This window comes from Pantoea sp. E956-1 (genome assembly GCF_982223955.1).
Map to the genome: position 1 here is coordinate 598,229 of NZ_CEUYZP010000002.1, position 12,074 is coordinate 610,302.

A 12,074-nucleotide genomic window follows, 5' to 3' on the forward strand; every position below is an offset into this window, starting at 1 on the left:
TCCATGCTGAATATTCTGTTTGCGGTGCTGACCAGCCGCCTCGCGTGGGGCTTTGTCGGCATTACCGCGCTCTCTTTTATCATCTGGGTAATTGGCCCGGTGTTCTCAATCGTCGATTCGCGCCCGCTTGAGCCGGAGCAGAACCGCATTATCAGTATCGCGCTGCTCTATCTGGTGTGGGGCCTGGGCCAGGCGATTCCGCGGCTCTATAACATCTGGCTCAATCGCAAGCTGATGTCGAGCCTCGAAACCGGCAAAAGCGATGCGCCGGAAGCCGAACGTCAGCGCCTGACCAGTGAAGAGCAGGTGCTGGCAGGGCGTTTCTCCGAAGCCACTGACATGCTGAAAAAGGCGCACTTCCAGCGCCACAGCAGCAAGGGCACGCCGTTCTGGGCACAGCGCTTTGGCCGTCAGTATCTCTATCAGCTGCCGTGGTACATGATCATCGGCGCGCCCGGTGCCGGTAAAACCACCGCGCTGGTCAACTCGGGCCTGCAGTTTCCGCTGGCAGATAAGTTCGGCAAGTCGGCGCTGCGCGGCATTGGCGGCACCCGCAACTGCGACTGGTGGTTTACCAATGAAGCGGTGCTGCTCGATACCGCCGGGCGCTACAGCACCCAGGAGAGTCAGCAGGAGCGTGATGCCAGCGAATGGCATCATTTTCTCGACCTGCTGCGTAAATATCGCGGACGTCAGCCGATCAACGGCGTGATCGTCACGCTGAGCGTTTCCGACCTGCTGTCGCAGTCGCCTGAGGCGCTGCGTAATCAGGCGGTTGCCCTGCGTCAGCGGCTGATGGAGCTGCACGATCGTCTCGGCATCCGTTTCCCGGTCTATGTGCTGGTCACCAAAGCGGACTTGCTCAAAGGGTTCCGCAGCTACTTTGCCTCGCTGGATAAAGCGCAGCGTGAACAAATCTGGGGGTTCACCTTTCCCTGGGCGAAGGCGTCAGCCGCCGATTTTGAGCTTAACAACCAGTTCCAGCAGGAGTATTCCCTGCTGCAACAGCGTCTGGATGCCGGACTGGCCGATCGGCTGCTGACGGAAAGCGATGCGCAGGCGCGGGCTGAGAGCTACCTCTTCCCGCAGGAGTTTGCGGCGCTGCGGCCGTTGCTGGCAGACGCGCTCGACACACTGTTTGCCCGCTCCGATTTTGAAACCCAGTTCGCGCCGCGCGGTATCTACTTTGCCAGCGGCACCCAGGAGGGACTGCCGTTTGACCGGGTGATGGGCGAGCTGAACCGCGCGCTGAATCTGCCGGGGCAGCAGGCTGGCGAGTCAGGAAGCTGGGATAAGGTCGATAAAGAGTCGCCTATCCCGCAGAACAAAGGGCAGAGCTTCTTCCTGAAAGGGGTACTGGAAAATGTGATTTTCCAGGAGTCCGGTCTGGCGGGCAGCAACCGCTGGTGGGAGCTGCGCAACCGCGCCGGACTCTGGTCGGGCTATCTGGCGCTGCTGCTGATATTGCTGGTGGCCGGGGCGCTGTGGCTCACCAGCTACAGTAAAAACAAAGCCTATCTGCAGGAGATGGCCGCCAAAGCGCCGCAGGTTGAACAACTGGGCGATCAGCTTCAGCAGCAGGTCAATGGCGATCTCTTTGCGCTGGTGCCTTATCTCAACACTCTGTTGCACCTGCCGGAGAGCGCCGACTTCTCACTGGAAGCACCGCCGCTGACGCGCCGCATGGGGCTTTATCGCGGCACCGAGGTCAGCGATGCCACCCGTGCGCTCTACGACAAGGCACTGAAACAGCTGCTGTTGCCACAGGTGGCGCAGAACATCACCCGCTGGCTGCGTAATGACAACGGCAGTGATGCTGACTACAGCTACGAAGCGCTGAAGGCGTATCAGATGCTCTATCAGCCAAAGCACTACGATGGCAAATTCCTGCAGGCATGGCTGATGCTCAACCTGTCACGCGAACTGCCGCAGAACGTCACTCAGCAGCAGGTGAAACAGCTGGCGTGGCACCTGCAACAGTTGCTGGAGACGCAGATTCACTCGTCGCCGTATGCGAAGGATGAAGCGCTGGTAAAGCGCGAGCAGGCGCTGATTAATCAAATGCCGCTGTCACAGCGCGTCTATGGACGGCTGAAGCGCCTGCTGCAACGTGATGACAGCCTGCAGCCGGTGACGCTGGCGGCGCTGGGTGGCCCCCAGAGCGAGCTGGTGTTTTCCCGAAAAAGTGGTAAATCGGTCAATGACGGTGTGGCGGGTCTCTATACGCCGGATGGCTACTGGCAGCACGTGGATAAGCAGATTGCCCCTGTGACCCAGGCGTTATATCAGGACGATCTCTGGGTGCTGGGCGGCGCGGCGCCGCAGCAGAAAAGTGAGCAGACGGATCTTGCGGTGCGCCAGCTCTACGTGCAGGACTATATCCGGCAGTGGGAGCAGTTCCTCAGCGACATTCAGCTCAACAGCAGCGCCGATCTGTCGCAACGCATCAACACTGCCCGTTTGCTGTCGGGCAACCATTCGCCGCTGCGCCAGCTGGTGATCAACCTCGGTGGTCTGCTGACGCTGAACCGGGCGCAGCCGGATGAGAAAACCGCGCAGGCAGCAAAGCCGTCGGATAACAGCGCTACCCGCACCCTTGAAGCGCTGTTTACCTCGCCCGAGGCCAGTGCCGCGCGCGGACAGGCTGCCACCCAGGCGTCACCGGAGCAGGCCGTCGCGCTGCACTTTGCGCCGGTTCTGGAGCTGGCCCAGCCGCTGCAGCAGGGCAGCAAGGTGCTGGCGGTGGATGACTTCCTGCATCAGATTGATGATCTCTATCGCTACCTTAACGCCGTGCAGGATGCGGCGAACAGCGGGATGCCGCCACCGGCCAGCGATGCCATCAGTCGTCTGCAGGCCAGTGCCGGCCGTCTGCCGGGTTCATTGCAGAACATGGTTTCCAGCATGGCGGTGGGTGCCAGCAGCGACGCACAGCGCCGCGATATGGATAACGTCCGCAAACGCATCACCATGGAAGTGGGCAGTTTCTGCCGCCAGGCGATCGCCGGTCGCTATCCGCTGGTTCGCTCTGCGCGCAGTGAGGTCACACCAGACGATCTGGCGCGGATGTTTGCACCCGGCAGCGGCATGATGGACAGCTTCTTCCGCGACAACCTGGCCAGCAAAGTCGACACCACCAACGCGGCGTGGCGCTTTACGCCGGGCATTGACGGTAAAACCCTGCCGGGTGGCGAAGCCCTGCTGCGGCCCTTCCAGCAGGCGCAGTCAATTCGCGATGCCTTCTTTGCCAATGGTGCGACCACGCCCGGCTTCCGCGTCACGCTGCGCACGGTAAAAATGGATAACGACATCCTTAACCTGACGCTGGATGTGGATGGGCAGATCTTACGCTACAGCCACGGACCGCAGGCGGTACAGATGGTCAGCTGGCCCGGTCCTGGCGGCACCAGCCAGGTGCGGATGCAGCTGGGTCTGACCAACGGCACCACCTCCACGCTGGTCACCAGCGGTCCCTGGGCGCTCAATCGCTTCTTTGACCGCGCCCGGCTGACTGCGGCAGGCGGTCTGACCCGCGAAGCGAGTTTCAGCGTGGACGGTCATCAGGTCACGCTGTCGTTCACCCCTGGCAGCATTCGTAACCCGTTCCAGCTTCCCGGCTTTAGCTGCCCCTGAAACAGGACCCGACAATGACTCATTACGCTGCACCCTGCTGGTACGGCAAAGTGCCCAGCGCGGGCGACTTTGTGAAGCGCCGCTTCCCGGACGTGCTCTATCGCCAATGGTCCAGCTGGTTTCAGGTGGGCCTGCATCACTGGCAGAGCAGTCAGGAGAGTGATAACGCCCCGTCGCGGCCGTTCCTCAACGCGCCGGTCTGGAATTTTGTGGTGCCGCCGATGCTGGGCAGCCAGCTGATTCAGATGGGCTGCCTGATTGCCGCGCGTGACAGCGTGGGCCGTAACTACCCGCTCTGCGCGCTGCGCCACTTCACGCCCGCCGAGTGGTCGCCAGGCCTGCTGGCGCGCTCCGGCGAGTGGTATCAGCAGGTGGGCAATACGCTGCTGCGGGTGGTGCAGGGCGGCGGGTCACCGGAGCAGCTGGATCAGGCGCTGATCAGCATTCCTCAGCCGCAGCCGCCGCAGGAGTCGGACGAGACGTCAGACATTCTCAACGTCATCGGGCATGGCGATACCCCTTCGACACTGAACTGGACACTGCCGGGCGAGAACTTCGACCCGCAGTTCTACACCAGTTTCTGGTGGACCAATCAAAGCGACGGTTTCCCGCTTTATACCCAGGTCCACAGCGGTAATTTTACCGCCCAGCTCTTTTCATTGCTGTTTGATCCGGCCGGTGGGGCAAAACCGGGACGAAACGGACTTTATCCCCCGATGTTTGAATCCTGAGGCGACACGCATGACGATAAATACAGAGGCTCTGCTGGCTCCGGTCAGCGAGGACAATCCCGGCGGCGATAACCTGGAGTACCACGCCGATTTTCAGGCGATGGAGCAGGCCAGCGCCGGTAAAGCGGAGCAGCAGTTTGGCAATACCATCATTCCGGCAGAACCGGCCGACTGGAACAGAGTCGAGAAGCTGGCGATAGCGCTGCTGGCGCGCAGCAAAGATTTACGGGTGATGCTGGCGCTGACCCACGCCTGGACCGAACTGAAAGGGCTGCCGGGCTATGCCCAGGGCCTGAAGCTGATTGAACAGGCGTTGTTGCTCTACTGGGAGCCGCTGTGGCCCCGGCTGGAGGAGTTCGGCGAGCAGGATCCCTTCTACCGCATTAATGCGCTGGCGCTGCTGGGTGACAAAACCGATCTGAGCGGCGCGGTGCGTCAGTGCTGGCTGCTGCGCTATCCCTCTGACGGCATCACGCTGCGTGATGCGGCCGCCCTGTGCGACGGCAGTAAAACCGACGTCGCGGACTATCCTGGCGGCCTGCCGCGTCTGATCGACGAACTGGCGCGCGGCGACCAGCCCGGTATTGAGGCGGTGCTGCAGATTCATGAGCGGCTGCAGACCATCTGCGAAACCGTGACCGAACGGCTGGGCGAAGCCGCGGTGCCGGAACTCACACAGCTGCGCAGACAGATTGCGCTGATCGCTGAACGTTGCCAGGCCACCGATCTCACTGCGCTGATCCCTACAGCCGCCGTAGAACAGCCCGCAGAAACCGCGGCATCGCCTGCACCGGCCAGCCCGCGCGCTGCCGCTGACTGGCGCACGGTGCAGATCAGTTCCCGCGCCGACGCGCAGCTGATGCTGGAGAAAGTGAAGCTCTACTTTACCCAGCATGAGCCGAGTCATCCGGCCCCGCTGATGATCGACCGGGTGCAGCGCTTAATCGAGCGCGACTTTCTGGAGATCATCCGCGAACTGGCACCCGATGGCGTACATCAGCTGGAAACCATTTTCGGACGTCGCGATTAAGCAGGCGTGACGCACACACACTCAGCGGGACCTGCGCGCCTGCTGTGACACTTTATCCGCGCATCATGTATGGAGAAAACCATGGCAACAAGCAAATCCAGTGGGCAGAAGTTCATTGCCCGCAATCGCGCGCCTCGCGTTCAGATTGAGTATGACGTGGAAATTTATGGCGCGGAACGCAAAATCCAGCTCCCGTTTGTAATGGGCGTGCTGGCGGATCTGGTGGGTAAACCGCTGGAGCCACAGCCGGGCATCGATGACCGTAAATTCATGGAAATCGACATCGACAACTTCGATGAGCGCATGAAAGCCCTGAAGCCGCGCGCCGCGTTCCAGGTAGACAATACCCTGAATGGCGAAGGCAAGCTGAACATCGATCTGACCTTTGACAGCATGGATGACTTTTCGCCGGACGCGGTGGCCCGCAACGTGGAGCCGCTGAGCAAGCTGCTGGAAGCGCGTACCCAGCTGGCTAACCTGCTGACCTATATGGACGGCAAAAATGGCGCGGAAGAGCTGATTGGTAAGGTGCTGCAGGATCCTACGCTGCTGCAGGCCCTGACCCATCTGCCAAAGCAGGATGAGGCCACTGAAGGTAAGGAGCCGCAGGCATGACGCAGACTTCACAACAACCGCAGTCGCAGGGCGCAGCCAGTTTCAGTCAGGATGAGTTCAGCGCGCTGCTGAATAAAGAGTTCCGGCCAAAAAGCGATCAGGCGCGTGCCGCGGTTGAAAGCGCGGTGAAAACCCTGGCGCAGCAGGCGCTGGAGAACACGGTTACCGTCTCCAGCGATGCCTATCGCACCATTCAGGCGCTGATCGCGGAGATCGACGAAAAACTGTCACAGCAGGTGAACCAGATTATTCACCACCCGGAGTTTCAGTCGCTGGAGAGCGCCTGGCGCGGCCTGAGCTATCTGGTGAACAACACTGAAACTGACGAGATGCTCAAAATCCGCTTTATGAGCATCTCCAAGCAGGAGCTGGGTCGCACTCTGAAGCGTTACAAGGGTGCCGGCTGGGATCAGAGCCCGCTGTTCAAGAAGATTTATGAGCAGGAATATGGCCAGTTCGGTGGCGAGCCGTTTGGCTGCCTGGTAGGCGACTACTACTTCGACCACAGTCCGCAGGATGTTGAGCTGCTGGGTGAGATGGCGCGTATCGGCTCAGCTGCGCACTGTCCGTTTATCACCGGCACCGCACCGGAAGTGATGCAGATGGAGTCCTGGCAGGAGCTGGCGAATCCGCGCGATCTGACCAAAATCTTCCAGAACACTGAGTATGCTGCCTGGCGCAGCCTGCGTGAGTCGGAAGATGCACGCTATCTGGGCCTGGTGATGCCGCGCTTCCTGGCGCGTCTGCCTTACGGTATCCGTACTAATCCAGTCGACAGCTTTGACTTTGAAGAGCAGACCGATGGTTCCGATCATGGCAACTATACGTGGAGCAATGCGGCTTACGCGATGGCTGCCAACATCAACCGCTCCTTCAAAGAGTATGGCTGGTGCACCGCAATCCGCGGCGTGGAGTCGGGTGGGGCAGTGGAAAATCTGCCGTGCCATACCTTCCCGAGCGATGACGGCGGCGTGGATATGAAGTGCCCGACCGAAATCGCTATCAGCGATCGTCGTGAAGCTGAACTGGCGAAAAATGGCTTTATGCCGCTGGTGCATCGCAAAAACTCTGACTTCGCTGCCTTTATTGGTGCGCAGTCACTGCAGAAGCCGATGGAGTATCACGACGCCGATGCCACCGCCAATGCCCGTCTGGCCGCGCGTCTTCCTTACCTGTTCGCCTGCTGCCGTTTCGCGCACTACCTGAAGTGCATTGTGCGCGACAAAATCGGCTCCTTCAGTGAGCGTGATGAAATGGAACGCTGGCTGAACGACTGGGTGATGAACTATGTCGATGGCGATCCGGCTAACTCCTCGCAGGAGACCAAGTCACGCAAGCCGCTGGCGGCTGCCGAGGTGAATGTGGAAGAGCAGGAGGATAATCCTGGCTACTACTCCGCGAAATTCTTCCTGCGTCCGCACTACCAGCTGGAAGGGCTGACGGTTTCTCTGCGTCTGGTCTCTAAGCTGCCGTCGCTGAAAAATGATAATGCGTAAGGGCTGACAGGGAGGCGTGATGCCGGGGATGACCTGGCATCACGTATCCGCTGAGTCACAGAGTTAACAGGAGCAAAGGGTTTTGCGCCTCCTGCTTCCGAAGATTGCTGTATAAAAAAGGATATGGGATATGGATTCGCCGAAAAATATCGCCGATGGCATGCTGGGTCTGTTCAATACCAAAAAAAAATCAGGCGTTGAGACGTTTATGGTGAGTGCGATAAGTGGATTTACCGCTATTCCAGGTGATCTCTTTGCGCTGACCAAAGACTTTCTTGATAGCGACCATCGCTGGGATAACGAAACAGATCGTATCCGGCTGATCACCCTGTTAAAAAAAGGGGCAACCAGTGACGATCTCAGAAAACTGATAAAGCTGGTGGTTGAGCAATATGTTAAACGCCTTAATGAACAGCAGTTAGAAAAGATGCTGGTTAAAATGGGCGGCAGTGCAGCGGGTTCAACTGCTTTTAAAATCATTTTCGTGAATGAAATCGTGTCACGATTCTTTAGCCGGGTCATTCCTAAGTTCCTTTTTAGCGCGGGGATGACAGGGATTATTACAATTGGCGCGTCTGTTTCAAGATCCATCTATACCTCCAGAGATTTGATGAAAAAGAATAAAGAGGTATACGCATTGCTACGCGGGGCGGGCGATCTTGATTTACTCTATTTCCTGCTGGAGGACAACATTGATCCCTGGCTGGATGCGATTGCGCTGCAACAGAATAACTCACCACTCGCCCAGGAGGTCTTTACGAATTTTGTGGAAGGAATGCATGATGTTTAAAAAGTCAGTTTTCTATTTCATGAGTTATCTGCTAACCTTTTTTTCTGCCCTGATTTTAGTTACCTGCTCGGGTTACTATATTCTGTTTTTTGACTGGAGTATCCCAGTAATGGGTAAGGTTATTAACGCAGTACTGATTATTATTTCAATAACTGCGTCAATATCGCTTTATGCCGTAGCAGAAAAGTTGAAGCAAATTAATTAACCGGCTTTCTGCGCGCTATTTTAATTAAAATAAAAACAAAGGCCAGGCAGACAGCGGTAAAGAGAATTTTACCGGCTATGAGACCGGAAGAAGAGAGAGTGAATTCTTCATAGCGAGCAACCAGATATATCGAACCAATAATATCAGCGATGGCGTAAAGAGAAAGCAGCGACAACACGACTATCAGGAAAAGTGAGATGATCTTTTTCATGTTCATTCCTTCTGTGAACTTTTTAAGCGCCTGCCTACTATAAACTATCGGCCAGGATTCTGTCTATGAAATGACCACCTGAAAGCGCGGGATGCAGCAGGGTATCAGGTTATCGATGTTGGCCTCGCCATGAAAAACGCATACTGATTTTTGCCTGGTTAAATAACTGGCAATACGACGTCTGAAATATGGTTTATGACGATATTTCAGAAGCAAGGCAAAGGTAAAATATGGACTGTTTTATTCAGCCCCATGCTTTTCTTTTTGCCATATCCTTGCTTTTTTGAAAGCAATAATCTCAACCAATAAAGAGTGAAAGATAATGGCTATTGATATGTTTATGAAGGTTGACGGAGTCACCGGCGAGTCTAAAGACTCAAACCACTCTGGCTGGACTGATATCACCTCTTTCTCATGGGGCGCTTCTCAGCCAGGCAACATGTCTGTTGGCGGCGGCGGCGGTGCCGGTAAAGTTAACTTCAACGACCTGCACGTTAATGCACTGATCGACAAATCCACCACGGCGTTGCTGAAGAACTGCGCAAGCGGTAAACATCTCGCTAAAGTCGAACTCTCAATCTGCAAAGCGGGTGGCTCTCAGGTTGAGTATGCACGCATTACCCTGGAAGACGTTCTGGTGACCGCTGTGAATTACAATGGCTCCGACAACGGCGATACCCTGGGAATGACCTACTCCTTCCAGGCTTCTAAAGTGAAGCAGCAGTACTGGGAGCAGAGTTCTTCCGGCGGCAAAGGCGCAGAGAGCAGCGCCGGCTGGGACATCAAAGGCAACAAAGAAGCGTAATAAAATACGCCTCCGAACAGGGGGCGTATTTTCATAAACATCGAACGATATGGATGCAGTAGTTATACGTTTCAAACATTTATTTGCAAAGGGAGGTTGTTATGGCTGAAAGAAATTCCATTGAGCCTGGGTTTTGCGTTGTTCAGCGTCCGGGAAGACTGACTGAGCAGGCAATGTGGCTCTATGGCACGCGCAATATGTCTGCCGCAAACTACTTTTTGCAATTGAATGCTGACGTTGCATGGGCTAAGCCAGGCCAGATTTTGATTGTTGCCGATCCGAATGGTAACAATCACCCTGCAGCCATGCGCACGCTGGAAGAGGCTAAATACAGAACCAATAATAGTGTCACTCATCTGACCGTTGATGAGGCTGATTTTTTCAACCGCCATTATGCTTCCATTGCTGCCATTACCAATTTTATGGATAAAGCCTCAGGTCTTATAGGCGATGCGGGAGAACGATATTTCAATGAAATTGGCAAGAAACTCGTTGCTATTGAAACCGCCTACCGTAACCAATACCTGACATCAGGAACATTGTTCGGGCAACAGTTTTTTACGAGCGCCGACGGTTGTTTGGTGAACTTGAAGTGTTACTGAATCGCTTATCCCGATTTATGTTGAATTTGCGCCCCTATGAGAAGATTAAGCATGCATTAAACCTTTCCAGCTCCTCTATTATTCATGACTGGCAAACTGCTGGGACAGGAGTAATACGCGGTTATTCAACCTATGTAGATGGTGCAGCCAAGGCAGCGAAATTTATGAAAATGGGTGGGCTGGTATCCATCGGGTTCGGTGCTGCAAATACTTCTAATGACGTTTATCAAGCTTGTACTGTAGACCGGCAGAATGAATGTGTTAAAGTTGCCGTAACTAAGTATGCTCAATTTGCCAGTAGCACCGCTGCAAGTATCTATGGTGGTACGTTAGGATCTGCTTTGGGGCCGGGAATTTGTCTTGCTGTAGGGGTAGGAACTGGTCCCGTAGGCTATCTGACCTGCAGTCTGGTCGGGGCGGCTGTAGGGGGATATATTTCTGGTGAAATTGCCAGCTGGTTTACGGGATTAACAATGGATAAAATTTTATGACTTGGCCATGCATTTTGATCTCTGTTTCGGTGATTTCATTCCTGATTTCAATTGTTTTGCAATTCATTGGCTATATAATATTCAGAAATAACGCTCAAAATTTTGAATCATTAATTAGCGAGTTCCGTAAAAGAAGATTGGATCTTGATTTCAGCACTCAGGTTAGTTCCTTTTTTAGTCCATCATTCCATCCTGTAAAAATTTCCTGGTTTGCACGCTTATATAAAGGTGTAAAACTTCAGCGTAGAGGTAACGAAAGCGTTAGTCAGGAAACTTATGATTTTATTCAATCGTTACCTGAAAAAGAAATTGGCTGGCTAATACGCCTTCATAATTTAAATATGGTGACTGCGGTAATGATGATTGGCGGAGGCTTAGGTTTTATTATCTGGCGTCATTTTTATAAGTAATATGTACTTAACTATGTTGATGCAAATGGCTGCAGCAAAGCCGGAGGGCACGTGACACTCTGGAACGGCAATATCTGCTCTGATACCTGTCACTTTCTGGGGAGCAGAAAATGGTAGTTTTGTTCCTGATGTTGCCTCCTTGTGGATACTGAAATGGAAAAATTCCTGATGTTATTTGCTGTGATGTTATCTCCAGCCGCGCTGGCGATATCGCCACCGGCTCCTGACTCATTCAAGCAACCGCAGATTTTCAGCAACTGGCTTCTGAACCGTTGTGCAGGAAAAGCTGCGACTGACAAGGCTTTCACCGATGATGCATTTAAAAGTGCGTCAGGCTGGTTAGAGGTAAGCCATCTCCCTGTTGAAGCATTCAGTGATGGTGATAAGTTAATCAATGCGTATCTGAAGATGAACCTGAATGGTTCGGTCACAGGAAACTTCAATATGATGAAATGCACGTTGCTTTCCCAAAGTCAGGATGCCGAGGCGCTCTACAATAAGTATAAGAAATAGCGTTTATTTTTAGGAGAATTAAAAGTCTATGCAGCGCTAAACATCAGCAGCGAATTTTCAAAAGAGAATATGTTTAGTTAAATGAAGCCGATAATTAAACCTGAAGTTGATCAGTATAATGTAAATGACTCTTATACGGAACTTGCCACATGATGAAGAAAGTAAGTCATTTGATTGTGATAGTGCTTTTAGTTTCACCTTCATTTTCTTTGGCGAAGTCAGTTTCACACTTTGAAGGAAAAATATTCAAAGCGGATATTGAATATGGCTGTGATGAAGGTAACGTCACCTGTGATGACGTTTCGCTTAAGTCAACCAGAGTAAAAGACAATTCATCGATATTTCTTAAAGGTGAAACCATAAATTCAAACTGTCCTGACGTCTGCGACTTCCGGGGTTATCGCTTTACTAATGGCCAGTATGATTATTCGTTTTATCCAAGCCAGAAGGGCAACGGCCTCTGGGATTATATCGTAACCTTTAAAAGTAAAGTTATTGCTCAGGATCTTGGGGTGATTAAATAACATCGTTTATAAAAATCC

The 12,074-nt window shown here is 54.0% G+C and carries 13 protein-coding genes and 1 pseudogene; 13 read left to right on the forward strand and 1 reads right to left on the reverse strand.

What is annotated here, in order from left to right; translation table 11 throughout:
• The first annotated feature begins 3 nt into the window (after positions 1-3).
• The 6 genes from tssM (at position 4) to AC0T7J_RS10365 (ending at position 8,295) form a co-directional block, all read left to right on the forward strand.
• On the forward strand, positions 4-3,633 hold the full coding sequence (tssM, locus tag AC0T7J_RS10340) for a type VI secretion system membrane subunit TssM (RefSeq protein WP_473793899.1): 3,630 nt from the start codon (positions 4-6) through the stop codon (positions 3,631-3,633).
• Positions 3,634-3,647: 14 nt separating this feature from the next.
• Complete coding sequence (tagF, locus tag AC0T7J_RS10345) at positions 3,648-4,364, forward strand: type VI secretion system-associated protein TagF (protein ID WP_109653202.1); 717 nt, start codon at positions 3,648-3,650, stop codon at positions 4,362-4,364.
• Between the two features lie 10 nt (positions 4,365-4,374).
• Positions 4,375-5,394 carry a type VI secretion system protein TssA gene (gene tssA, locus AC0T7J_RS10350; RefSeq protein ID WP_473793901.1) on the forward strand — a complete coding sequence of 340 codons (1,020 nt, stop codon included), beginning with the start codon at positions 4,375-4,377 and terminating at the stop codon, positions 5,392-5,394.
• An 81-nt stretch (positions 5,395-5,475) separates the two neighbouring features.
• Positions 5,476-6,009 carry a type VI secretion system contractile sheath small subunit gene (gene tssB, locus AC0T7J_RS10355; protein ID WP_010246114.1) on the forward strand — a complete coding sequence of 178 codons (534 nt, stop codon included), beginning with the start codon at positions 5,476-5,478 and terminating at the stop codon, positions 6,007-6,009.
• A complete protein-coding gene (tssC, locus tag AC0T7J_RS10360) occupies positions 6,006-7,505 on the forward strand; it encodes a type VI secretion system contractile sheath large subunit (RefSeq protein ID WP_473793903.1) in 1,500 nt (499 codons plus the stop codon). The genes tssB and tssC overlap by 4 nt, the downstream gene beginning before the upstream one ends.
• A 130-nt stretch (positions 7,506-7,635) precedes the next feature.
• Entirely contained in the window at positions 7,636-8,295 is a 660-nt protein-coding gene (locus tag AC0T7J_RS10365; protein WP_060679989.1) for a hypothetical protein, read from the forward strand.
• 197 nt (positions 8,296-8,492) lie between these two features.
• On the opposite strand, the gene AC0T7J_RS10370 is transcribed toward AC0T7J_RS10365, so the two are convergent.
• Positions 8,493-8,711, reverse strand: coding sequence for a hypothetical protein (locus AC0T7J_RS10370; RefSeq protein ID WP_031592955.1), 219 nt, complete (start codon positions 8,709-8,711; stop codon positions 8,493-8,495).
• Positions 8,712-9,033: 322 nt separating this feature from the next.
• Between AC0T7J_RS10370 and AC0T7J_RS10375 the strand changes: the two genes are divergently transcribed.
• The 7 genes and pseudogenes from AC0T7J_RS10375 (at position 9,034) to AC0T7J_RS10405 (ending at position 12,056) form a co-directional block, all read left to right on the forward strand.
• Positions 9,034-9,516 carry an Hcp family type VI secretion system effector gene (locus AC0T7J_RS10375; RefSeq protein WP_031592956.1) on the forward strand — a complete coding sequence of 161 codons (483 nt, stop codon included), beginning with the start codon at positions 9,034-9,036 and terminating at the stop codon, positions 9,514-9,516.
• Between the two features lie 101 nt (positions 9,517-9,617).
• Positions 9,618-10,118 (forward strand): hypothetical protein, encoded by a 501-nt coding sequence (locus tag AC0T7J_RS10380; protein ID WP_473793906.1) that lies wholly within the window; start codon positions 9,618-9,620, stop codon positions 10,116-10,118.
• A complete protein-coding gene (locus AC0T7J_RS10385; protein WP_473793908.1) occupies positions 10,091-10,609 on the forward strand; it encodes a hypothetical protein in 519 nt (172 codons plus the stop codon). The genes AC0T7J_RS10380 and AC0T7J_RS10385 overlap by 28 nt, the downstream gene beginning before the upstream one ends.
• A complete protein-coding gene (locus tag AC0T7J_RS10390) occupies positions 10,606-11,019 on the forward strand; it encodes a hypothetical protein (RefSeq protein ID WP_473793910.1) in 414 nt (137 codons plus the stop codon). The genes AC0T7J_RS10385 and AC0T7J_RS10390 overlap by 4 nt, the downstream gene beginning before the upstream one ends.
• A gap of 24 nt (positions 11,020-11,043) precedes the next feature.
• Positions 11,044-11,188: pseudogene (locus AC0T7J_RS10395) on the forward strand (hypothetical protein); the annotation flags it as partial.
• Complete coding sequence (locus AC0T7J_RS10400) at positions 11,173-11,532, forward strand: T6SS amidase immunity protein Tai4 family protein (protein ID WP_473793912.1); 360 nt, start codon at positions 11,173-11,175, stop codon at positions 11,530-11,532. The pseudogene AC0T7J_RS10395 and the gene AC0T7J_RS10400, both read left to right, overlap by 16 nt.
• Positions 11,533-11,681: 149 nt before the next feature.
• Complete coding sequence (locus AC0T7J_RS10405) at positions 11,682-12,056, forward strand: hypothetical protein (RefSeq protein WP_473793914.1); 375 nt, start codon at positions 11,682-11,684, stop codon at positions 12,054-12,056.
• Positions 12,057-12,074: the final 18 nt, after the last annotated feature.